The sequence below is a fragment of the Paenibacillus sp. FSL F4-0087 genome (assembly GCF_038020215.1).
In the GTDB taxonomy this organism is placed as follows: domain Bacteria; phylum Bacillota; class Bacilli; order Paenibacillales; family Paenibacillaceae; genus Paenibacillus; species Paenibacillus taichungensis.
In genome coordinates, this window is sequence record NZ_JBBODJ010000001.1 from 923,478 (window position 1) to 946,902 (window position 23,425).

At 47.4% G+C, this 23,425-nt stretch carries 27 protein-coding genes; 5 read left to right on the forward strand and 22 right to left on the reverse strand.

The window, feature by feature from the left end; translation table 11 throughout:
* The first annotated feature begins 8 nt into the window (after nucleotides 1–8).
* Together coaA and MHB84_RS04315 are read left to right on the forward strand one after the other, a co-directional pair.
* Nucleotides 9–938 (forward strand): type I pantothenate kinase, encoded by a 930-nt coding sequence (gene coaA / locus MHB84_RS04310; RefSeq protein ID WP_076289958.1) that lies wholly within the window; start codon nucleotides 9–11, stop codon nucleotides 936–938.
* Nucleotides 939–994: 56 nt separating this feature from the next.
* Nucleotides 995–1,357 carry a DUF423 domain-containing protein gene (locus tag MHB84_RS04315; protein WP_076289959.1) on the forward strand — a complete coding sequence of 121 codons (363 nt, stop codon included), beginning with the start codon at nucleotides 995–997 and terminating at the stop codon, nucleotides 1,355–1,357.
* Nucleotides 1,358–1,426: 69 nt separating this feature from the next.
* Here the strand turns inward: MHB84_RS04315 and MHB84_RS04320 are convergent, their stop codons facing one another.
* The 22 genes from MHB84_RS04320 to MHB84_RS04425 all read right to left on the reverse strand — a co-directional run bounded on the left by MHB84_RS04320 (nucleotide 1,427) and on the right by MHB84_RS04425 (nucleotide 20,567).
* The gene (locus tag MHB84_RS04320; protein WP_076289960.1) at nucleotides 1,427–1,978 is read right to left on the reverse strand and encodes a histidine phosphatase family protein; all 552 of its coding nucleotides are present in this window, start codon (nucleotides 1,976–1,978) and stop codon (nucleotides 1,427–1,429) included.
* A 32-nt stretch (nucleotides 1,979–2,010) separates the two neighbouring features.
* Nucleotides 2,011–2,835: a glutamate racemase gene (gene murI, locus MHB84_RS04325; RefSeq protein ID WP_083678951.1), complete on the reverse strand. Its 825-nt coding sequence runs from the start codon at nucleotides 2,833–2,835 to the stop codon at nucleotides 2,011–2,013.
* A 202-nt stretch (nucleotides 2,836–3,037) separates the two neighbouring features.
* Entirely contained in the window at nucleotides 3,038–3,424 is a 387-nt protein-coding gene (locus MHB84_RS04330; RefSeq protein ID WP_083678952.1) for a hypothetical protein, read from the reverse strand.
* A gap of 227 nt (nucleotides 3,425–3,651) precedes the next feature.
* On the reverse strand, nucleotides 3,652–4,320 hold the full coding sequence (locus MHB84_RS04335; RefSeq protein WP_341143001.1) for a GNAT family N-acetyltransferase: 669 nt from the start codon (nucleotides 4,318–4,320) through the stop codon (nucleotides 3,652–3,654).
* Between the two features lie 260 nt (nucleotides 4,321–4,580).
* Nucleotides 4,581–5,465 (reverse strand): serine/threonine protein kinase, encoded by an 885-nt coding sequence (locus tag MHB84_RS04340; RefSeq protein ID WP_076289963.1) that lies wholly within the window; start codon nucleotides 5,463–5,465, stop codon nucleotides 4,581–4,583.
* Complete coding sequence (locus MHB84_RS04345) at nucleotides 5,462–6,046, reverse strand: GNAT family N-acetyltransferase (RefSeq protein ID WP_083678953.1); 585 nt, start codon at nucleotides 6,044–6,046, stop codon at nucleotides 5,462–5,464. Before MHB84_RS04345 ends, MHB84_RS04340 begins: the two co-directional genes overlap by 4 nt.
* Entirely contained in the window at nucleotides 6,043–6,624 is a 582-nt protein-coding gene (locus MHB84_RS04350; RefSeq protein ID WP_076289964.1) for a DJ-1/PfpI family protein, read from the reverse strand. Before MHB84_RS04350 ends, MHB84_RS04345 begins: the two co-directional genes overlap by 4 nt.
* Before the next feature lie 20 nt (nucleotides 6,625–6,644).
* Nucleotides 6,645–6,767 (reverse strand): hypothetical protein, encoded by a 123-nt coding sequence (locus MHB84_RS04355; protein WP_256336659.1) that lies wholly within the window; start codon nucleotides 6,765–6,767, stop codon nucleotides 6,645–6,647.
* 40 nt (nucleotides 6,768–6,807) lie between these two features.
* Nucleotides 6,808–7,728, reverse strand: coding sequence for an SDR family oxidoreductase (locus MHB84_RS04360; protein WP_083678954.1), 921 nt, complete (start codon nucleotides 7,726–7,728; stop codon nucleotides 6,808–6,810).
* Nucleotides 7,729–7,789: 61 nt separating this feature from the next.
* A complete protein-coding gene (locus MHB84_RS04365) occupies nucleotides 7,790–9,106 on the reverse strand; it encodes a F390 synthetase-related protein (RefSeq protein ID WP_076289965.1) in 1,317 nt (438 codons plus the stop codon).
* Nucleotides 9,103–9,963, reverse strand: a complete 861-nt coding sequence (locus MHB84_RS04370) for an MBL fold metallo-hydrolase (protein ID WP_076289966.1) — start codon at nucleotides 9,961–9,963, stop codon at nucleotides 9,103–9,105. Before MHB84_RS04370 ends, MHB84_RS04365 begins: the two co-directional genes overlap by 4 nt.
* Nucleotides 9,957–10,952 carry an NAD-dependent epimerase/dehydratase family protein gene (locus MHB84_RS04375; RefSeq protein ID WP_076289967.1) on the reverse strand — a complete coding sequence of 332 codons (996 nt, stop codon included), beginning with the start codon at nucleotides 10,950–10,952 and terminating at the stop codon, nucleotides 9,957–9,959. The genes MHB84_RS04370 and MHB84_RS04375 overlap by 7 nt, the downstream gene beginning before the upstream one ends.
* Entirely contained in the window at nucleotides 10,949–12,244 is a 1,296-nt protein-coding gene (locus MHB84_RS04380; RefSeq protein ID WP_256716841.1) for an ATP-grasp domain-containing protein, read from the reverse strand. Before MHB84_RS04380 ends, MHB84_RS04375 begins: the two co-directional genes overlap by 4 nt.
* The gene (locus tag MHB84_RS04385) at nucleotides 12,234–13,235 is read right to left on the reverse strand and encodes a beta-ketoacyl-ACP synthase III (protein ID WP_076289969.1); all 1,002 of its coding nucleotides are present in this window, start codon (nucleotides 13,233–13,235) and stop codon (nucleotides 12,234–12,236) included. The genes MHB84_RS04380 and MHB84_RS04385 overlap by 11 nt, the downstream gene beginning before the upstream one ends.
* 262 nt (nucleotides 13,236–13,497) lie before the next feature.
* Complete coding sequence (locus MHB84_RS04390; RefSeq protein WP_076289970.1) at nucleotides 13,498–14,379, reverse strand: TIGR01777 family oxidoreductase; 882 nt, start codon at nucleotides 14,377–14,379, stop codon at nucleotides 13,498–13,500.
* Nucleotides 14,380–14,461: 82 nt separating this feature from the next.
* Nucleotides 14,462–14,983, reverse strand: coding sequence for a hypothetical protein (locus tag MHB84_RS04395; RefSeq protein ID WP_076289971.1), 522 nt, complete (start codon nucleotides 14,981–14,983; stop codon nucleotides 14,462–14,464).
* Between the two features lie 40 nt (nucleotides 14,984–15,023).
* Nucleotides 15,024–15,581 carry a DJ-1/PfpI family protein gene (locus MHB84_RS04400; RefSeq protein WP_076289972.1) on the reverse strand — a complete coding sequence of 186 codons (558 nt, stop codon included), beginning with the start codon at nucleotides 15,579–15,581 and terminating at the stop codon, nucleotides 15,024–15,026.
* A gap of 554 nt (nucleotides 15,582–16,135) precedes the next feature.
* On the reverse strand, nucleotides 16,136–16,867 hold the full coding sequence (locus MHB84_RS04405; RefSeq protein WP_076289973.1) for a YdcF family protein: 732 nt from the start codon (nucleotides 16,865–16,867) through the stop codon (nucleotides 16,136–16,138).
* 51 nt (nucleotides 16,868–16,918) lie between these two features.
* Nucleotides 16,919–17,470 (reverse strand): nucleotidyltransferase family protein, encoded by a 552-nt coding sequence (locus MHB84_RS04410; RefSeq protein ID WP_318261484.1) that lies wholly within the window; start codon nucleotides 17,468–17,470, stop codon nucleotides 16,919–16,921.
* Nucleotides 17,471–17,741: 271 nt separating this feature from the next.
* Nucleotides 17,742–18,623, reverse strand: coding sequence for a glycoside hydrolase family 43 protein (locus tag MHB84_RS04415; protein ID WP_076290149.1), 882 nt, complete (start codon nucleotides 18,621–18,623; stop codon nucleotides 17,742–17,744).
* A gap of 78 nt (nucleotides 18,624–18,701) precedes the next feature.
* Nucleotides 18,702–19,559, reverse strand: coding sequence for a DMT family transporter (locus tag MHB84_RS04420; RefSeq protein ID WP_256716842.1), 858 nt, complete (start codon nucleotides 19,557–19,559; stop codon nucleotides 18,702–18,704).
* Between the two features lie 42 nt (nucleotides 19,560–19,601).
* The gene (locus MHB84_RS04425; protein WP_076289974.1) at nucleotides 19,602–20,567 is read right to left on the reverse strand and encodes a metallophosphoesterase family protein; all 966 of its coding nucleotides are present in this window, start codon (nucleotides 20,565–20,567) and stop codon (nucleotides 19,602–19,604) included.
* Nucleotides 20,568–20,829: 262 nt separating this feature from the next.
* Here MHB84_RS04425 and MHB84_RS04430 point away from each other — a divergent pair, with 262 nt between their 5' ends.
* The 3 genes from MHB84_RS04430 (at nucleotide 20,830) to MHB84_RS04440 (ending at nucleotide 23,402) form a co-directional block, all read left to right on the forward strand.
* Entirely contained in the window at nucleotides 20,830–21,600 is a 771-nt protein-coding gene (locus MHB84_RS04430) for a DeoR/GlpR family DNA-binding transcription regulator (RefSeq protein ID WP_076289975.1), read from the forward strand.
* Between the two features lie 76 nt (nucleotides 21,601–21,676).
* The gene (locus MHB84_RS04435; protein ID WP_076289976.1) at nucleotides 21,677–22,207 is read left to right on the forward strand and encodes a TetR/AcrR family transcriptional regulator; all 531 of its coding nucleotides are present in this window, start codon (nucleotides 21,677–21,679) and stop codon (nucleotides 22,205–22,207) included.
* A gap of 88 nt (nucleotides 22,208–22,295) precedes the next feature.
* A complete protein-coding gene (locus MHB84_RS04440) occupies nucleotides 22,296–23,402 on the forward strand; it encodes an MFS transporter (protein ID WP_076289977.1) in 1,107 nt (368 codons plus the stop codon).
* The last annotated feature ends 23 nt before the right edge of the window (nucleotides 23,403–23,425 follow it).

Here is a 23,425-nt window from a genome sequence, read left to right on the forward strand (position 1 = left end):
GGGATCTCATGAATTTATACTCTCCTTACACCGAGTTTAACCGCAAGGAATGGGCTGACTTGAAGAAATATCAGACCACTCTTCCACTAACGAAAGCGGAATTGGAACAGCTAAAGGGATTAAATGAAGAGGTATCCATTCAAGAAGTTGAGGATATTTATCTACCTCTTACCCACTTTATTGACTTATATGCAGGAGCTTCACGAGAGCTGAATCGCTTAACGGCATCTTTTCTAAAAAAAGAAGCACATCACGCTCCCTACATTATCGGTATTGGGGGCAGTGTTGCCGTGGGCAAAAGTACAACTGCCCGCCTGCTCCAGGCTATGCTTGCAAGAGGTAAAGGAAATCCCAAGGTGGATCTGGTCACTACGGATGGTTTCCTGTATCCCAATGCCGTGCTGCAAGAGAAAGGCATCATGAACCGGAAGGGATTTCCAGAAAGTTACGATATCAAGTCACTGATTCAGTTCATGGGTGATGTCAAATCAGGTAAACCCGAAGTAATGGCTCCCGTATACTCCCATCTTGCCTACGACGTCATTGCAGGTGAAGAGAATGCCATATGTCAGCCGGATATCCTCATTATTGAAGGAATTAACGTGCTCCAGGTTAAAAAGGAAACCCCACTGTTGGTCAGTGATTTTTTTGACTTCTCCATCTATATCGATGCGGAAGAGGAGCATATCCGTCACTGGTACATTGAGCGTTTCAAGCTGCTACGCAATACAGCGTTTCAGAATGAGAATTCCTTCTTCCACAGTCGTTTTGCCAATCTGGAAGAAGATGAGGCGGTTCTTACGGCAAGTCAGATATGGAAAAATATCAATGCCAAAAACCTGCACGAAAATATCCTGCCAACTAAAGGACGAGCCAGACTCATTTTGAAAAAAGAAGCGGACCATTCGATTCAGCGCATTCAATTGCGTAAGCTATAAGCGTCATAATGAGCAGAAATATTCTGCTTAATACTATTAAAAGGAGAAAAGACCACATGCAGACCTTGATTATACTTGGAAGTATCATGATGTTTCTTGCTGTTGCCCTTGGAGCTTTCGGTGCACATGCGCTCAAACGCAGATTGTCTGCTGACATGATCAAAATATACGAGACTGGCGTTCAGTATCACCTTGTTCACGGAATCGGAATCATCCTGCTCGGACTGCTCGCTGATCGACTGGAGCAGCCATCTCTTGTGTTGCTGGCTGGATGGTTGCTATTCGCCGGCATCCTCTTGTTCTCAGGCAGTCTATATGTCCTAAGCGTAACTGGCGTTCGAAAACTGGGGGCGATCACACCCCTGGGCGGAGTAGCTTTCTTGGCCGGTTGGGTAATGTTATTAGTTGCCGCTTTGTAAAACCAACATCGTAAACTGAAAAGAGTGTTCTAGCCGATCTCAAAAATCGCTGGAGCACTCTCTTTATGTTTAACTTCGCCATATACGGCGAATGCTGTGTGTAACTTTATCCCCCTGCTGTTTTCCCAGGACATATACATCAGGATTAGATAGATTTTTCCACTCCTCGAATCCAAAGGATGCATTATGACTACGGATGAGCAGAGATAACAGATTGCCGTGTGTAATCACAGCCCCGCTATGCTCCGGCCTGCTCCACAGCTCGTCCAGCACCTCAAGGCCCCGAGCTGTCGCCAAACGAGAAGATTCACCACCTTCTTCTGTCCAGTCTTCGTCCGTGTATGTACGTTCAAGCACATCCATCCAATTATCCAGATGAAGGGAACTAAGCACCCTTTCTTGAAGACGTTCATCCGTATGTATATGTTGCAGGACGGTTTTGCCCAGTGGGGCAGCGGTCTGAAGTGCCCTTTTCCACGGACTCGACACAATGTATTGGATTGGGTGCTCCGCCAACATCTCAGCAAGTTCTTCGGCCTGACGAAGTCCTTCATCCGTAAGCTCGGCGTCTGGTTCTTGCCCTGTTGCTTTGGCATGACGAATGAGATAAATAGCCTGCATCGCCCCTCACCTCCTGTTGATTCAATTTACATTCAATGCTTCTCCAGATATTGGAGTGCAATTCTCATATTCTCCTGGTCTTCCGAACGGCCAGATGAACTAAGAAAAGTAACCTTATCCCCTGTCCACACGCCCTTTTGTTCTGCCAACCCAAGAAGCTGCTTCAAGCGGTTAACTGTTCCCGTACTACCATCAATAATCTGAATATGATCTGGCAGAACCGTACGAAGAATCGAAGTGTAGAACGGATAATGCGTGCAGCCAAGTACAACTGTACCGTATAAGTTCAGATCAAGATCAGCCAGTTTGAGGCGGAAATATGCCGCAATCTTCTGTGGATCAAAATCCAACTGTTCACACCATTCCACTAGTTCTGGTAATGGAATGGAATCAACACTATGGTGATCATCCACACGGGATACCAATTCATGATATTTCGTTTGACTCAAAGTCAGGGCTGTAGCAAATACAAGCACTCTTTTGCCGGTTCTTCGATTCATTTCCACAGCTGGTTTCACAGCAGGCTCCATCCCGATAACGGGGATATCATACTTGGCACGCAAATCCTTTACGGTCAGACTGGTCGCTGTATTGCAGGCAATCACGATCGCTTGCACATTTTCCTGAACAATAGCCTCCACACAATTGAAGATATGTCCTCTAACCTCATCGGCGGACTTGGTCCCATAAGGAACATGCAATGTATCGGCATAATACAGAAACGCTTCTTCAGGGAATTGATGCAAAGCCTTATGCAAGACGGTTAAACCACCGATTCCCGAGTCAAAAAATGCAATTTTCTTCTTCAAGGGTTTCACCTCTATAACGTATTCTTTCAGGTTCCTAGAACCTCTCATTCCTGCTCATGATGACTGGGAGGTGAGTTATGTTATTCTGGGTCATCACAGACGTTAACGTTTGACGACCTGCGGTGATCGTTTCGGTTACGGATCGTTCTTTCGATCGCTGTTATCTCCAAATTTTCTTGAGCTTCTTCAGAATCGATTCCGTTCCCTCCACAACATTCGCTGTAAGTCATGCACTAATGATGATGAGCCATTATTCTACCTTTATTTTATACTGTCTGAGCCAGTCTTTGCCACTTTGCCAGCGTTCCACGGGGTTACGCTCTCCGAGCAGCTCCGTACTTGCCTGAGCCATAAGCCATTCCTTAAGGCCATTATCTGCACTGGACTCCAGTTGCTGAATCAGAACGTTCAGTCCCTCTTCACCCGTATCCAGAATCTGTGCATACGCCTCTGTATTAGCAGCAATATAGTCACCTGGATTACTGCTGGTCAGAATCTCAGTTTCGTTCACGATTTGCTGAAGATTGCTATCAATTTTCCAGCTCACGTCATGACTTTCCGCCTGATTCGAGCATGCTACCAACATCCACACTGCACACAGCATCACCGTGCCGCTTGCAATACGTTTGCGAATCATGGAATCACTCCTGTCCCTGCTCAAACTTATGAACGGCACTCTCAATAAACTAGACAAAGCTATGATCATAATTATACTCATCCCGATAGATACGGATATGCGCTACAATGACTTATTGCAGGTTCTTTTGTACAAAATTCCTAATCATTGCTGCAATAACAACTTTTGATCCCGAGTTTCAACACAGCGGATTGATGTCCTTCATTTAACACAAATGATTTCATCTTTTATGACGAAGTCGTGATGTTGAAATCCACACCAAACTGGATTAGTCCCAGTTTCCGGGCAACAGTTTGTGAAGCTATATTATCCCATGATGTACTATAGATTGGAATGCGCCCGCTCTCTTTAACATAATACTGCCAGCACTTTACCGCCTCCGCTGCATAACCCTGTCCTCTGAAATTAGGCGCCGTATACAGACTAGCCTCAGCACCCTGTTGGGATACACGGGCCGAACAACATACAGCGACAGCCGAATCCTCCATAACATAAGCAATAACGGGCATTTTTTCATGCAGATGCTCTATTAAATTAGGAAAATGCTTTTCCAGCAGAAAAGTACGATGACTCTCTATAAGCTGAACATTCGGATGCCATTCGCCGCACTTCTCGGGAAATGCATAAGCCGGGCCCATCCATACACTCTTCACTGGCTTAAACGTCTCCACTCTCCGAATCAGCTTTGCAATATCGAGCGGAGGCTCAGTGTCACAGCCTAGCTCCTCAATCAGAGTGAGCGGCAACTGCTCATGATAATAAGAGCATTGCCCGACAGAAGTTATCCCTATAAATAAGGCTGGAGCCTGCCCACCATCCGGTTCGTTAATACTTAACAGACGCTTCTGATTGTCCATCGTATACAATGTATTTGCCTGAATTTTCATCATATCCATGGGTGAAAGGTTTGAAATGGGATCCATAACTACGGTATGAACCTCTGTAATAATGGTTCGCCTACACTTCTTTTTCGAGCGTCATGCTTCTTCAGAAAATCAGTTATTAATCCTGATATCGTATATTTGCACATTGGCTATACCCCCTCATTAATTTCCATTATACGGTATATTCCGTGCAGATACGAATCAAATGTGCACAATTGCGTATGAGTAATATATTAGAGGACTTTAAAATCTAGACAGTGATTCAATATCGTTTATTGATCCTGCAGCACGGCTTTTTTCCATGCTTCACCCAATTCAGCAACCGATGTATAACGACTTGCCCGCTCAGGGTCTACTGCTCGAATAACCACCTGGTACAACGCTTCTCCCGCATCCCATCTGGCATATGAACGATCCAACTCTCCACCCAGCAGGGAGAAAGCCATCGCTCCTAAGTTGAACACATTCGTGATTCCATCCATTGGTGCACCCAATTCAAATTCCTCAGGAGACATAAACCGGGATGATCCCCACATCCGTCCCATCGTATTCGTGAAAGAGCCCTTTCGATACAAATCAATATCACATATTTTCATCGTTTGTTTGTCAAAATCATAGATCAGACTACCATCGTAAAAATCGACAGCCACATATCCTCTCCGTTGCACTTCGATGTGAAAATCCAAAATACGCTCCATCGCCTGAATACGTGTCTTTACCGAAAGCTGTCTGAATCGATAATAAGGGGAACGAGGGTCCTCATACTTGGCTGGTGGTGGAAAATCCCAATGGGAATGCAGACATTCTCCTTCCACCCAATCGAATACACAGGCGTAGCCATGTTCCGTTGCAAAATGTTCTTTTAAATGAATCAAGCTGTCATGTGCTAAATCTTCGTATATGGAAACGGATGATTTCAAATAATGAATCGCTTCGGCAGGTGCACTTAAACTGTTCGCATGAATTGTACGTGCTCCAGCATATTTTACGAATTCCCGCTTTCCGTCCTGACCCAGAATACCAAAGGACAAATTGCCGGAATCCTGCTGATCAAACACACGAAATACAGTACCCAGGCGCGCGATCCACTCGAATGAATGAGGTTCTTTTAACTCAAAAGGAATGCCGTCAAGTTCAAGCTGAACCGTGTCCGTCATAAGTCACCACCTGCTTCAACATGCTCATCGCTCATATTCAAACGACGCTCAGCATAAAAGTACGTCATATGCGCTTCATCGTAACCTTTTCCCTGAACGACCAGTGCATTGCGCTCAATGCCATAGGTTTCAAATCCATGCTGCTCATACAATCGCCTTGCTGACCCGTTTGTGGTAACCACACTGAGATTGATTTGCTCTATGCCTTCCAGTTCCCTGCCCCGATCCAACACTTCTTGGAGCAAACGGGAAGCAAGTCCACATCCACGATAAGCCGGTGAGACATACACTCCCCAGATGTATCCTTTGTGCCTCAGCTTTAGTCCCTCTTCTCTTTTGAATCCCATCGTTCCTGTGGGTATGCCTTCTTCTGTATATGCACCCAAAATGTAATCATCGGGTTCGGTATGTATACGTTCCTGCACTTCACTCATGGGAAGCTGAATCGACATTTCAAATGAAGCCCCGAAGGCTTCCGGGTGATTTTTCAGTGCTTCCAGCCGCAAAGGCCAATATTTCTCTGCCTCATCTCTTCGTATATTGCGAAGGATGAACACGTTCTCCTTTTGACCTCCCTTCATGCTTCAACCACTCCCTGCATGTCATAAGGATAATCGATCTGGAGCTTTACATTCGCTGCGGCTTCCTGGCCTGCAAGCAAACCTACAATATAGACCCCAAGATCAATGGACGTCGCTACCCCGCCGGCCGTAATCATATTTCCGTCTTTCACAATCCGGGTTTGAATCACCTCGGCAACGTATGGCTCAAGCAGTTCATAGACATTGGGATGCGTCGTTGCTTTTTTACCTGTTAAAAACCCAGCTGCCCCCATCAGCAGAGAGCCTGTGCACACAGATACCTTCAGTGGAACATTCTCGGCCTGTCTCAGCCAGCCCACAAAAGCCTCATCGAATCGAAGCTTGCGCGTTCCCATGCCACCAGGCACAAAAACGAGATCATATTCCGCCAAATCAGGCTTCACCCGGTCCACCTTCAACGTTAGGCCTGATTCGTCCGTAACCTGATCTGTCATAGCACATGTTTCCCACGTTGTGCCTTTGGTTTGTTCAAAGAAATTCAACCGATTGATCACATCATAAAATCCTGCAAAATCAAGGAAAGTCAAACCGTCAAACAAAACAAAAGCGATTTTCATATGAAGCCCTCCAGTGTTTTTTATTTCGACGCATCCCGCTCCATAGCTTCTTTCACCCAATCACGTTCCGGTAGTTTACTGTTGATACGGAAGAGCAGGCCAACAATGGATAGCAGTAAAATAATGACGATGATTTCGAACATAGCTCTTTACCCCCAGCATATTAGTTGAGTGCGTTTTGCCCTACTTCAGTCCACGCGCAATAATCCACTCCAGCCATTTCCAGGGAAGCAGCAGCTTGCCGATGATAAGCAAACGCGAGCCTTTGCCCAGCGCATAACGAAGTCTTGGTGCACGCATCCGTGCAATGCGAGCAATCAGATCGGCCACTTCCTGCGGATCAGGTGCAGTCTCTCCGGCATGCTGGGAATAACGAAGAACCGCATCCAGCTTATCTTTATAGGGAGAATGTTCGCTCCTGTGAATTTCACCCAAACCTTTACTCCATATGGGTGTGCGATAAGCACCAGGCTCTACGAGCACAACCCGGACGCCGAACGAAGACATCTCATGACGCAAACTTTCCGTGAAACCTTCCACGGCGAATTTGGATGCAGCATACGGCGCATAACCTGGAAAACCGGACAATCCACTGACGCTGGACAAGTTGATGATTAATCCCTGCTTTTGCTCACGCATGACAGGCAGGACCGCACGTGTAACGGCAATCAAGCCGAACAGATTCGTTTCCATTTGCCGACGCCAATCATCCATGGATACTTCCTCAATAAATCCGCCAAGTGCAAATCCTGCATTGTTCACCAGCATATCGATCCGCCCATAGTTTTGAAGTACCGTCCGAACAGCCTCCTGCACCGAATCAGCAACCGTTACATCCAGCCGAATAACCTGTAACCGATCCGAGATGCCCGCCTGCTCCGCCAGCCTTACCAATTCCGCATTCCGACTCAAATCTCGCATCGTTGCCACAACACGATATCCTTGTTTAGCCAGCGTAACCGCCGTAAGCATACCGAACCCACTCGATGTCCCGGTAATTAACGCAATAGGAGCGTTTGAGTCGAACTCTTCCGGTTTCCCCACGGTTGAACCTGTTTCGCCCTGTATATGATCGTCCTCTGTCTGTATCTTCTGTTCTGTCATCTGCTTCACCTCTTCCCTCGATGGATTTTCCTTCGTTAAGACTATCATCAAAACGCTTCACTCAAGTGTGCTGTCTCTCCACTCGGCGCAGCTTCGTTATTCCCGGTTCAAACGTATAAGGAACGAATCCGATCTCGGGTACCGTGCATTCCAGCCGCTCTCCCAGCTTCGTCATCTCCCGCTTCACATTGGCTTCCACCTGCTGCATCCCTTTTCCTCCTCCAAGCCGAAGTGATACTTCCAACACCCCGTTACCTCGCTGTACGACCCGATAATGCTCAATAGCCGGAGAGGCTGCAATCACTGCACGCGTAACAAAATCCGGAAATACAGGTACAGCTTCGCCCGTTTGTCGATGTGGAAAATAAAGCGTGTCATCACAGCGGCCTTCGATCCGCTCAATGGCAGTGAACGAAGACCCACAGGCACAAGGAACCGCTGCCTCGGTCAGAATGTCGTTCAGCCGATACCGGATAATCGGCTGTGAGGTTCTGGAGAAGTCCGTGATCACAGGCACGAACCTCCGGGTCGTGGGATCAATGAACTCTTTTTCAATATGAACGATATCTTCATTTAAATGCAACGTACCGAAGCGGCAGGTTGCGCCCAGAAATCCCTCAGTACACTGGTACACCTGATGAATGGTTTGCCCAAAAACACTCTCCAGCACCTTGCGATCCAGCGGGTCCAGCACTTCAGCAACCGAAATGATTTTATCCGGTACAGTGGTCAATGTGCCTGACGTATAAGCGTCAGCCAACATTCTCAGCATGGAGGGCGGCGCTACCCATATGGTGGGTCGGTATCTTTCCATACATTCAACCAAGGTGTCGACAGGCTCTAACAGATCAAAATATTGAAATTGCAGCTTACCCCGCTGCACCGATTCATACAGATTACTGTTGGCTCGCAGGAAAAAGGCGATCTTGGCAGGTTTCCACAGTCCGCCAGGCAGGAGCTTGGCCAGCACCGTCCCTGTCCACGCATCCTGCTCCCGATCACTCACCAGGAACAACCCCCGGTTGCCTGATGTGCCTGAGGACAAGCCTACCGTCACGCCCTGAACCGATGGCTTGAAATCACGCGTTTCCTCGCTCTCCCCGGCGAGAGCCATCGCCTCGTCCTTGGAAATGCCCACTGTGTTGAGCCGATCGAAATGCTGCATCATGATCGTTTTGTCAATTAGCGGAAAGCTTCTCCAGTTGGATGCAGCAACAACACCCCACCACTCCCGGTAAAAAGGTGACTTTTTACGAACCCGCTCCACTTGCCGAATGATCTGGCGTTCCTGCCAGCGTTCAAGCTGCGCTCGTGTTTTCCATTTTCTCAATCCCCTTGCAAGCGCATAATGATAGACAATACGTAATGTGTTGCTCATATGTACTCACCCACTGTACCCCAAGCATTCAACACTTCACGGCAATGACTGGGCACAATCCGAATCGCTGGAAACTGCTGATACAACTGAACGAGTCTGTCAAAGTTTCTTCGATACCCCTGACGATCCGACATAATAATTCCAGCGAGTTTGTGAGGTCTGCGTTGTTTCTGAAAAGCACGACTCGACCACACCGCGTCCGCACACAGAAAATAGTCATGCGACTCCGTACTAAGCAAAATTCCCATCATACCTTCCGCATGACCCGATACGTCAACACCCAGCAGACTGCCATCACCGAAAATATCGTATACCTCGGAAAAGGGAAAATCCTCACCCGCTCTCACCCATCGCTCCGGCTGCTTCGTAACAGGCAATGATCGGGCATCAAAGTCCTCTGGCAGCAGGCCGGGCAGAAAGCCTGCCTTTACAGCCGCAATGGGTCCAAGTGAACGCACGGCGTCATAGGCTCTTGGCAGATAGATCAATTGCGCCTGTGGGAAATCCCGCACACCTGCAATATGATCCCCATGAAAGTGCGAGAGGATGATGTACCGAATATCCGATGCTTTCAGCCCTAAACGAGCCAGAAAATGTACCGCACTGTCTTCTTCACGATAGACCACAGGTGTAATATGACGGTACAGCGCGTTTGGCAAATGAGCGGTTTCCTTGAAAAAACGGGAGCTATATCCCGTGTCCAACAGAATCGGACCATGTACAGGATGAATGATACACGCAAAGCCGGCCGGAAAGGCCACCGGACGCAAACTTCCACCACGCAGCGTCAGAAACTCCGGATGTCTACAGTAACCTGCTGCGCCCAGATGAAGCTTTACCGAAGTTGTTGTCAGCATGATTCAGCCCTCCACCAGTTAGCAAATTGTTGTAACCCCTCATCAATGGTCAACCGAGGTACATACCCCAGCTTCTCACGGGCATCCGTAATATCCAGCGTCTGCGGGATAGATAACGAACCAACCGTATACCGCGTCAATTGAGGTTCATCTAACGCAGGAATCAAGCGATGTACACGTTCCAGCACGGAGGCTGCTCCGTATGCTGCTCTGTAGGGAATGTTTCGACGGCGTAAAGGCATTTCCAGCATTCCAAATAACTTGCTCACCAAATCCTGGAACGGTCTCGGATCTCCATTGGAAATATTGTAGGCACGACCCAGCGCTTCTGTCTTGGCATCCCTGCATAACAACAGCGCATCCACCACGTTATCCACACAAGTCAGATCAATGAGTGCCTGTCCGCCTCCGATCATAGGTACACCCGATTTGCCATTTGCTGCTACGATTCTGGGAAAAAGGGTCTGGTCATACGGGCCAAAAATAGCTCTCGGACGAATCATGATCGATGGAAGTCCCTTGGCATGAGCCTGTAAAACCACCTGCTCAGCGAGCCGCTTGGTGGCTGCATAATGATTAGCTGGTTTGGATGGCAAGGGGTCATTCTCATGTATGTCATATCGCGGACTGTAGTTAAAATATAAGCTCGGCGTTGATACATGAATGAAGCGCTGTATGCCACCTTTCATACAACGGTCCACCAAATGCTGTGTCCCCTCCACATTGCTGCTGTAAAAATCCCGATATTTGCCCCATGGCGACGATAACGCCGCACAGTGAAACACAACATCCTGACCCGAACAGGCCTCAATCACCGCCGCCTGATCCCGTATATCTCCGTTATAAAATCGAATGCCTGCTGCCTCAAGCTGTGCACCGTGCTTTAGCTGGCGCCCCATACCCGTAACTTCCCAGCCTTGCTCTACAAGCCGTATCGCCAGATGCCTGCCCAGACATCCGGTTGCTCCTGTAACCAAAGCTCTATTCATCGTTGTTCACCGTTCCATTCTATGTCGTGAGTCAAAGCTTCAGTCAGCGAAAACTTATGTTTCCTTGCCAGACGCCAGGCGGAGAGTACAATTGCAAATTGCTCAAACAAAGGTTTCATATCGAGTCTCAGATACACCACATCTCTCGTTCCCCGCCAGGCTGTCATCCATGTCCGCAGGCTGCCCTTCCCCCAGAGCTGCTGCAATCCACTTCCCAACATCGGAAGCATCAACATCGCTTTGCTTCCTTGCTTGGGGATGATCACCTTTGCTGCTTTCACCAGTTCTTCTGGTGCAATTAAAGCACGTACCAAGCCATCACCAGGGTGAAACAAATGGATTCCACTGGTCGCCCTCGGATTACACTCAATAGCATACACTTGTTCGTCCTCTGTTTTGATAAAATCAAAACCAATCTGCCCGCTAAACCCTGTCGCCTGTACAAATTGCCTTACCCACTCGTAAATTCCTTCATGCTCCACATGTTCAAAAAAAACACTCGCCCCTACGCTGCCCGTTCGATAGCGACTGTCGTAGGTCGTATGTGCAACGATTTTTCCTTCATAAGCTACGCTGTATGTACATAACATTTGCCCGGCAACATAAGCCTGTGCAACCCAAGGGGAAGCCGAGGATATTTCCGTGTCACCAGGAGGATCATTCTGTAAACGTTCCTGCTTCATTTTACCTGCGTATATCTTCTGATCAGGTGCGTCTCCCTCAAAGTCTGCTGTGGAGGATATCGGCATACGAACTCTGGCAGCAAAGCGGGAGTATACGGGCTTCCATACCCATTCCCTCTCTATTTCTAGAACTGCCTGCGCTTCCCTCCACTCCTGCCGACTGTTGATCAGACGGGTATCTGGAACCAAAAGTCCAAGCGACTCTGCAAGCTGGATAAAGTGATATTTATGATGCAATCCATGCAGCTGCTCTATAGGCGAAACAAGTACACGGCAGTGATCACACAGACGCTCTGCTCCTTGAGCAATATAAAAAACTTCTTCACACATTGGAATCAACAAGTCGATCTGCCAGGTTTGAACCAGACTCTCCATCTCTAACAAGTAATTCTCTGTTTCATGACGCGGAGATGGAACCATGAAGCACTGCTCCACCGCACTCGACAATCTGCACAAATGATGCACCATGCTCTCCGCGACGTAAACCCGGTGACCTGCACGATGAAACATTCGCGCCAAATCGAGGGTTACCGGAGCCCGGCCGCCCGTGAGCAGCACATTTAAGGACGTAGATGCTTGATGTTCATTCTTCATGAATCTAGTAGTCAAAAATAAGTCCTCCCAGTGATAATCCGGCGGCTGTTCCGATCATTAGCACCCGATCTCCCCTCTGAATGCGCTGCTGCTTGATCGCTTCATGCAGACCCATCGGAATGGAAGCGGCAATGGTATTGCCATGATTTCGTGTAATGTCCATAAAACGTTCCTCTTCGATTCCCAGCTTCTTGCGGATCAGCCTCATCGCCATGGCACTTCCCTGATGCGGAATTACCAATTGGAAATCCTTCATCTGATTACCGGTTGCTTGCAACATATCGTCAATAAATGCTGGCAGCAACCTGGAAGCCATACGGAAGACGGCCTGTCCATCCATATGAAAAAGATAGGGCTCCGGCTGCTCTGCCACATAATTTGAGGCATGCAGACGGGTGCCCCCTCCGGCAATTTCCGAAAACCGCGCACCGCGGCTGTATGTTTTCAGCGAGGCATGCACAATCTGCGAAGACTCTCCTTCAGCAGAGCGTTCAATAATGACAGCAGCAGCTCCATCACCGAACAGAGCAGCACTTTCCTTGTTCGACCAATTCAATCCCTTTGAAGCGATCTCCGTAGCTACAAGCAGCACCCTTTTATAACGCCCGGCATCCACCATATAAGAGATAACATCCAACCCGTTCAGAAAACTTAAACATGTCGCATCCATGTCAAAAGCCGGTACACCTGAATCCTGCTGTCCCATCGCCTGCTGAATGAATACCGCCGTACTGGGTAAAGGTTGTTCCTTCGTACCGCTCGTGCATACCAGACAGTCTATATCTGCGAACGTCAATCCCGCATCGGCAAGTGCGGCTTCGGCAGCCCTCGCTCCCATGAAGGAAGAGGTCTCTACACCCGAAGCGTAATGGCGAACACCTACACCTGTTGCTTTGCTGACCCAGCCCGCAGGCACCTGCAAACGGCGATCTAACTCCTCGTCGGTTACTTCCTGTTCAGGCAAATACTTGCCTGTTCCAACAATTCTCACTCTTCTAAGCTGCATATGACCTACCTCTTTCTCTTCTTCTGACTGACGATATAAGTTCAACTAATAAATATTTACACTAACACTCCGATGACAGAACAACCTTTCGCTCGCTGTTATCGTGTAGATGTTTAGCCGATATATCTAATTGAATTTACACTTCACTCCGCCTGGCTAAACGCCATGACGAAGTGAAGAAAATACAGCAGAAGGGCAGATATCTCTGCCCTCCCGTTGTGTTTTGTTAACTTTTTTTATTCAGTCATGTTGATTCATTTCCTTACTTCAAGATCTCGGCCAGTGCAAGATCGAGCGTATCATATCTGAATGTAAATCCTTCTCTTTCCAGCCTCTCGGGAATAACCCAACGGCTTTTGAGAACCAGTTCTGTTTCGGTCCGAATGAATCGTGCTCCCAGTTCCAACATCCAGCGAGGTGAAGGAAGTCCAATCCGAACTCCCATCTGCCGCCGCAGACTCTCCATAAGCTGGCGGTTCGTGACAGGATGCGGAGAGGAAGCATTAAATACACCCTCCAGTTGCGGATGCTGCTGAACATAAATAACCATGCGGAACAAATCCTCTATATGGATCCAGCTAAACTGCTGGGTTCCAGGTCCTTGTGATCCACCCAGCCCAAAGCGGACCAGATTGGTCAGTGGCTCCATGACGCCACCTTCTCCAAGCACAATGGCAATCCGTAATGCAATCTGACGTGTAGACGGCAGACTGAATTCAAAAAAAGCCTTTTCCCACGCCTTGGCGACATCCACCGAAAATCCAGAGCCAATCTCGCCCTCTTTCTCCGTCATGGGACGATCTTCTGCATGTCTGTATATGGTGGCCGTGCTTGAATTAATCCATAGTTCAGGAGGATTGCTACAAGCCAGAACAGACTCGCCCAAAATGCGGGTTGTGCGTGTTCTGGATTCCAAAATGATTTTGCGGTTCTCATCCGTGTAACGGCAGTTTACGGATTTTCCAGCCAGGTTAATCAGCAATTCTGCACCTTCAAGTGCCTGTATGATTCCAGCCTGGTCCTCCCAGGCAATATGACCGGGCTGGCGTGAGATAATGAGCACCTCATAACCAAGCTTCTTGAATCTGCCGGCAAAATCCTGACCAACAAACCCTGTTCCACCCGCCAACACAACCTTTTTCACGGTATCCCCTCATTTCCCCATACTGGGTAAAGCAACTACGCTATATATGGACTAACACCGTCTGTGACCGTTTTGTTTGATTTTAATTTGTGCCCAATGCTGCGTATAAGCGATTGCGTTCTTCGATCGCCCATGTATTCGCTGGGTTTTGCTCCAACTGATACATGAGCTCATCATGGAAATCATGAATCATGAACCCTTCAGGCAAATTCCCCAGCATGGCTGTAAAATTGTATTCAGGCAGTTTTCTTTGTCCTTTACCGATCTGCTTCAACCATTCCATCCATTCGGCAAGCGTCAGCACTTCTGCCTGCCATAGTTCGGCCTGTAATCCAAGTGCATCCTGAAGCTGCTCATAAGCAGATGGCTCGGAGAAGGGACGACAAGCTTGCACAGCCAGCTCATACAACTCGATAACTGCGCGCCGCACCTCATGCTCAAGCTCGATTTCCAACCCTTCCATGAAGTCCTGAACTTGAATTATCAGCCCGTCATCGTATAGTAATGGTGCGTGTGCCAACAGACGTACAATCTCTTCCATGTCGTGCGCTGAAACTTTCTTTTGCTCATAGAGAGCAGGTAACATATATGCTGTAATGATCATTCACTCCTACATCGTTCTTCTATTAATGACGTATATTATATCATGATTTGGCGTTGAAATATTTGAACACTTGAATCGTTTCTTCCAGATCTTCAGGACCTGAATAGATATTCATAACTTTACCGATTTCGATTCCAAAATCCACATAAGCACTCGCCTTGGCTGTAATGATATGTCCATCAACAACAACACCTTCATTCACATATTCCCCTTGGGCCGTGACTGCTCTCATCTCGGATTCAGCATTAGTGGTAAATGCTCTGCTCTCCAATACTTGCGCTTGACCGAACAATAATGTTCCTGCACAGATGGCTGCAATGGGCGTCTTGCGCTCATTAAGTAATTTGATGAAGTTCAGCAACTCCGGACGTTGCAGCATTGCCTCAACATCTCCTCCGGGAATTATGAAAAGGTCCACTTGGGACGGATCAATCTCATTTAATAGAACAGAGGGATTAACTGAAAATTCCTCATATGACTGTAACGGTCCCTTTTCCAACGCCACCGTTATGATGTCTCCTTGCGTTTTCATAAAATAGCTGGCTAACATAATCTCAAATGATACGTATCCTTCAAATAATAATATGTATGTTTTCAAATCAGCTGCCCCCCTTCTTTTTATCCTTCTACCCTCGATACATATCAGTCCGCAAAAGTTTTAAAGCATACTGATGTTATTTCTGATCAGATGATCATGGGCCATTCTCAAAAATTAGTTGTGGGCATCATTTGAATCCCGCAGCTGGATAAAATGCTTTTTAATCCCGCTCTTCTATTTCACATAAAATGATCTTGATTAGTAACTAATGCATCCTCTCATGTTTATCCCTATTTATGTTTCAATTTTCCAACTACCTCATTGTACAAGATTCTTTCAATTGATGGCGTGTTCCAACAAAAAACAGCCTATGTGAATGAAAACGAGGCAACTCTCCTATGAAGATAGCAACATTCAGAAACTAATTACCATCCTGAGAACCCATGAACCACATGAAATAGCTATGACTCTCAATGTGATCACTGAAATTTTCAAAACGTACGATAAGAAATAACAAAAAAGGCAACGTTCACTCGATTAGGAGTTGATCGTTGCCTTTTTTGGATCTGATATCTTGAGGATTGTAATCCATTTCTGAATTCGCGCATTATCCATTAAATAAATGCTTTAACCGATGCAAAATACTCCCGTATCATATTGATCGGTTTCAAATAACCCGGTGAAGGAGCGGAGATGCCGTATTCGGCAGCGTAACCGTTCTTAGCGGCCAGGTACTTGGATCTGAACATATGATAATCACTTGTGACAATCATGATCTTGGGATGCTTCAGCCCGGATGCATCAATGATTTTTTTGGAAAAAGCCATATTCTCCTGAGTGCTCGTCGATCGATCTTCCATAATGACTTGTGTGGGGCTGATCCCCTGATCAACAAGGTAGTTTTTCATGGCGAGTGCTTCAGGAATGGATTCCCCCGGCCCCTGACCGCCGGATACAATCACAGGCGTCTGAGGATGACTGCGGATATAGTCCAGACTGGCATCCAGTCTTTGTTTCAAAGTCAATGACAATTCTGTTCCCTTGATGCCCGAACCAAGAATAATGACATAGTCCGCTTCTTCCGGATCATTCGCGTTAAGCTGAGTAAACACAAGGGCTTCAATAATAACAAATGAAACTGCAGCAATCCCGAAGCCAGTAAGCAGAATGCGTTTCAACAGGATATGCTTTTGATAATCAATTCGCCTTAACACGATAAAGGCTACAGTGATCATGCCAAAAAACTTCACCGCGAAGTTCCAGCCCCAGAAAACAAGGAAGAACACAAAACATGCAATGAAAATAAGATCAAGGATCAGGCCTTTTTCTCGTATAAACTTTTTCATAAATCCAGTAACACTCCTTCTCGGACCTTCACTTCCGTCACATGCCTTGATTCAGGATTTTATGATCGTGAGCTTGGACCACTGCTGTTGCCAACATTTCTTCTCAACACGATGATTATAGTAGTCTGCATCCGAGAAAAACGGACTTTGGCGTACGATTAACGCATACAGATCCTCCAGCCCATGTGGGGCACAGATACGCACCTGACCCTGTTCATCTAACCGCACACCTATGGCTGTGACGATTTCTGGCCAATATCGAAGGGCATCTTCTGTGGATTGATAGGGCTCGTTTCCATTGCGCAGATGCATCCTCGCCTGATTTTTCACCGACCATTTGGAATTGCCTGTCTGATCGCGAAGCCCTTGTTCCAGCACCAGGTCCCGCTCCTCACGCATGTCTTCCGTATCGTAGTAAACCACATCAATATCGCTGTGTAGTTCGCGTACAGGATAGCCATGAAGCACATCCCAGATATAATTGCGAATATACCCCGCACCTATGTAACACTGAGGCAGATCAAGACTGCGAACCCGCCGCAGGTCGTGCATTAATTGGTCATGCTCCGTAATCGCCTGAATCAACTTTTCCTCATGCAGCATATAACGTCTCTCCCCGTCACTCTGTCCATTTCATTATAGAGCTATCATTGCTCGCTTTTACATTACCGACACGCTACTCCTTCCAATATATCATGTTTGAGTACCTGCGATAAAATAAACAAATCCCCTCAGGCAGTCATCCTAGGCTCATCTGAACAGATGTTCCTTAAGATCATTTACCCTGAGGGGATCAAATGAAGAAGATTGAATAAGCGATTAGGCCAGTGCCTGCCTTTTCCGAATACGTGATCTGCATTTTCTGCATTTTACGTTACGTTGGGTTAACCATAAGCGTCAGTTGTCCATGATTCTCCTGCATGCGGAAAATAACAGGTCGTTCATTCGGATGATTGTTCGGAGCATGAATGGTGAGACACAATTGTCCTTCAAACGTTCGAAACAGCATCCCATGTCCTCCATTATTGGCGAACAACGGCTTCTCATCCTGCTTCCATGGACCTTGCGGTTTGCCGGACAACGAGCGGGCCAGCCCAAGTGTATAACCGTCTTGACCGGATGTGGACCACATCATGACGAGTTCATCATTTTGCATCCGATACAGAAACGGACCATCCGTGACATAACGGTTTCGCTGTTCTCCACCTCCGACAGACCATGAGGCTTCGGAAGCTTTGAATAACAGATCAGGTTTGCCTATCGTTCCTTTCAGATCCGGTTTCAGACGTACCGCGTACATCTCCCCATCCTCCACCTGCACCCACTCCTTGCAAAAGATCATCCACGGATCACCCTGATCGTCCACATACAATGTACCGTCCAGGCATTCCCAATCTGGTGGCGTCAGGGAGCGACACCACAATTCAAAAGGCCCTTCCGGCTGATCAGCCACCAACACTCCTGTTACCCGCGGAACACCTTCCGCCTTGAAGCTGGCAAACATATAAAAGCGGCCTTCCCATTCATAGACTTCCGGGGCCCAATAGTGGTGATCGGACCAGAAGTCCGCTGGTGCACGGAAGCATGGGGAAGGACCGCTCCAATGGATCAGGTCTTCACTCTCATAGACATCAAAACCGATGGCTGGGCCGTTCCACACATTTTGCCCAATAGAGCCGTATAAATAATATTTCTTGCGGGATGGTATAGCCAGTATGTAGGGATCACGAAAATGAATATCTTCCAAACGGTGCACGTTCAATGATTCATCCTCCTCATGAAAGCGGTTCATTAACCATGAGTATACACCATATCCCCAAATACTGGAATTCCATTAACCCCACATACCAATCAGCAATATGCCGCCAAAAATAACGATGGAACAGAAAATACGCTTCTTCCCCTGCTGTTCTTTCAGTAACAAAATACCGAGGAAGGCCGCAAATACGGTCCCTACTTCCCTAAGGGGGCCCAGTCTCGCCATTGGCGCCTGCTGCAATGCGAACAGAAACAACAAGTACGAGCCCGGATTAAGCAGCGCTCCCAGCATAATCGTTGATCGGTTCTTCTGCCACTCCTGTCGCAGTTGGCGGGAAGCGAGCAGCGCCGGAGTCAATCCGGCAACAAAGCCAATGTTCGTCACTTCCAGTAACGACAGGGGTGAAATATGCTCCAGATTTAATTTGTCCACGAACACATAACTGGTTGTACATAACCCGACACATAAGGCCATAAGCACCGGCTTTGATCCTGTTACACTTGAGCCAGATTTGCCAACTCTACTTCCCACACCACTCAGCACCGTAAATCCTACAATCATGCAGGCAATACCTAGCCAGCCGAACATGGATAACGTTTCCCCCAGAAAAGCAACACCGATCAATGGCACCAACAAGGTGCTCGTTCCCCGCATAATCGGATAAATCTGCGACAAATCGCCCAATTCATACGTCTGCGATAGCAGCCAGGAATACAAGGCTTGCAGCGCCATCGATAACACGAGTAGTGCATAGGCTGGCATGGATAAAGGTTCCCGTACCAATTCCACAATAAGCACAGGCAGCAGTATTACGGTTGGAATCATCATGATGGACCATAAAAACACACTTTTGTTTAAACTGCGTTTGGTGAACATACTCCAGACAGCGTGAGCCATCCCGGAAGCGAGCACCAGAACTATAGGTAAAATCATAATCAAAACGTTCCTCTCTAATGCCTTGCTCTTCTATATTCTCTAATGTGCGGAAGTGCTCTCAGGTTGATGTTCTGGCTGTTCCTTCACGACCGATCCGTCTTCCAGTCGAAGCCAGGTATCAAAGCTGCGTTGTCCCGCCTGCAATTGAATGACCCGTCCTCCGCGCAGCATACCTTCCCTTCCATATGTGCTGTGTCCACTCGAACGCCCGTAGCAGAGACGAATGCCATGGTAAGTCCCCTGAAAATCATTCACATGATCATGTCCGCAAAAGGTCCCCATCACATCGCCCATCTCCAGCAGTGCAGAGAACAGACCCGAGTTCACTTGGGCAGAGCAGACAGGTTCGTACTTGCTGCCGTAACAGATCTGCGTGTCCCACATGGACTGATATTCAGGAATCGGGATATGGAAAAACGCCAAGGCTGGGAGCTTCTCCCCGCGGCTGCGGCCGGGATTGACGCGTGTGGATTCAGACATCAGCCACTGGATCTGATTGGGCTGAATCCAGCCATAACCGGGAATCGACTCGAACTGGGAATAGTTCCCCGAATCGAGTAAATACAACACTGCTGCCGGACGGCCATCCGCTCCGACAATCTCCAGTGTGTAATTGCCTAGTCCCGCAATTTCACGTGGACCAGGATCCGTCACGGTATGCGCATGCTCCTGAATCACATCCATTAATCCATCGGGGGTAATCCGATTCTCTGTATCATGGTTGCCATATACAAAAGCCCACGGAATACCACGCTCTTCCACTACAGACACAGCATCCCGGAATGCCTGCTCCGGGTGTTCACATTCCTTATTGCCAGGATCAACCGGTCCCGTGTAAATGACGTCGCCTGTAAAGACAACCAGATCGGGTTGTTCCGCTTCAATGACCGTCTTCATTAATTGCCCGGTCCGAAGATCTTCAGGTCGCCCATCCTTCCAGTGTAGATCTGTAAATTGCACGATTTTGAATGTTCCATTTTTTTGAAAAGCAAGCTGACGTTTCACCCTTTTTCCTCCCTGTTGATCCATGTACTATGGACTAAAGTTTTCAATGTTGTTTGTTGTGGTTTTACGTTGTTTTATATGATCTTATCGTCACATCATATTGCTGTCAATACATATTAAGAATAGAATATACTCCTTATATCCATTTCAAAATTGACAAGGTCTTCTCTCCAACATAAACTATTAAAACAACAACAATCCACACTATCTCACAACTCTAAAATAAATAGAACTTAGAATCGAAACTTCAGGAGGCACAAACATGTCTTTAACATATGAAGAACGCAGACACACCATTCTTATCCAACTTGCTACCCAGGGCAAAGTTCAGGTACAGGTTCTGGCGGATCTGTTCCAGGTATCCACGGAGACGATTCGGCGGGATCTGGACCGACTTGAAAAGGAAGGCGAATTGCGCAAAGTATACGGAGGTGCTGTACGTGTACGTTCAGGTATGATCGAAGCTCCATTTCAAAAGCGTGCGCAGCTTCAACTGAACGAAAAGCAGGCTATTGGCGTGGCAGCTGCCTCTCTGATTGAGGATGGAGAAACCGTAATGCTGGACAACGGCACAACAACGCTAGAGATCATGCGACAGTTGCGACATCGGTCTCAGGTGACCGTCATAACCAACTCCGTCCCCATTCTTACCTGTGCACTGGAGGAGTTTGCAGGCAAAATCATTTTCGCAGGAGGAGAAGTCACCCCGGTCGTACAAGCCTCTACTGGACCCATTGCTCATGAATTACTCAGTCAATTCAAAGTCAACAAGGCGTTCATCTCAGCAGGCGGCGTTTCGTTAACGGATGGGATCACAGATTATGTGCTGGAAGAGGCACTCATCTCCCGCAAAATGATGGAGCGTGCGGAGGAAGCCATTTTGGTAGCTGATCATACCAAGTTTGGACGTTCCACCTTCGCCCAGATTGCACCAATAAATCAAATATCCATGGTGATCACAGATTCTGGATGTCCCACAGAATGGACAGATGCTCTTCACCAAATGGAAATCGAAATGGTTCACAGCATTTGACAATGTGAGCCATTTTCTATATTTTAGAAGTATAATGATCGTTCTATCTTATTCTGAAAGGAGCGTATTACTTCCTATGAGCAGCAAAAAGGAAATGCTGTTGAACGTGGCTGAGGAATTATTCTACCTGCACGGCTTTCATTCTATCGGCTTGAAGCGAATCATCACAGATGCCGGGATTGCCATCATGACATTATATAATCACTTCAACTCCAAGGATGATCTCATTGTTGAAGTACTTCGGCGGCGAGAACAGCGCTATCTGGAACAGTTGCGGCAGTATGCCGACAACAAAGCGCAGCACGTATTCCTCAATCTGGCGGAAGGACATTCACGCTGGTTGATGGAGCATGAGTCAAGAGGATGTTTGTTTCTGCGTGCCAAGGAGGAATTTGGCGGAGATCCAGACAACGTCATAGTACAAACTGTCAACGCGCATAAGAAACATGTGATGACCTTGATCAAAAATCTTGATCCTGCCGCAAGTGATCGTGCAGTGCTGCAATTTAACCTGCTGCTGGAGGGTTCTACTGCACTCGCTGAGACAGAAAATGTAAATAGCGTATGTCGGGAACTCATTGACATGACGCAAAATAGTTTCAAGTAGTCCCACACCGGGTGAGTTAGTAGTTCAACTCACTTTTTTATTTCAAAGAAAATATAATGATCGTTCTATCTAAAAGGCGGTGGATTTGATGAAAAAAATTATTTTCCCAGGGATTGCCCTTATCGCTGTATGTTATGCATTCGGGAGATTCAGCTATGGGCTGTTTATGCCAGAGATCTCGGAAGCACTCCAACTGGACGATGCCCAATCCGGAGCAATCAATTCCGCAACCTACATTGCGTACTGCCTGTCTCTACTTAGTGCTCCACTGTTAATTAATCGCATCGGGCACTATCATGTCATTCAAATAGCGGGTGTTAGTGCTGTGCTCGGTTTATTGGGCATTGCCTTGTCTCCAAACGTATTTGTTCTCACACTAGGCGTATTTCTTGCCGGATTAAGTACAGGCTTAGCCTCTCCTGCATTGGGTAACACCGTCTATGCTGAGCTTGCGCCTGATCAGCAAGCCAGAGGAAACAGCTGGATTAACACAGGTACCAGCTTTGGCATTATCGTATCTGGTCCGATCTACTGGCTATTCACCGAGTATTGGCGTTTGACCTACATCTTCTTCGCTGTACTCGGTGTTGTGGTGGTGCTGTGGAATAGACGTGTTCTTTCCCCACGCAAAACAGAGCCTTGTACCAAGTCCCTTTGGAGATGCATGAAGCCGACCAGACCCGGTGTAGCTCTGCTCATGGCTTCCCTTCTGACAGGTATCAGTTCTGCGATCTATTGGACCTTTGCCCGAAACTTCCTTACGGACGAAAAGGGGGCCTCCGATTCGGAAGCCGTGCTGTTCTGGATTGTGATGGGGATTATGGGGATTCTCGGCGGGTGTGCTGGCCGCATTATTGAACGCATCGGAATTGGATGGTCCTATCGGATAGGCCTTCTGTTGTTATCTGTTTCACTTGGCATTATCCTTCTTCCATCGATGGCCGCCAGCCTGGTCTCAGCCGTTATGTTTGGCAGTACCTATATCTTCCTGACCAGTGTATTCATCGTGTGGGCGACCAGGTTATTTCGTCCAAATACGTCCATTGGGATCAGCCTTGCTTTTCTCGCGCTTGGTGCGGGGCAGTTCATAGGTTCATCGATAGCGGGTTACACCATTGAGATGTTCTCCAACACTACAGCATTTCTGGCCTTTTCTGTACTGGGTCTGTTTGGATTACTCATTCGGGTGAAATAGACCGAGCCTTATTCTACAAACAA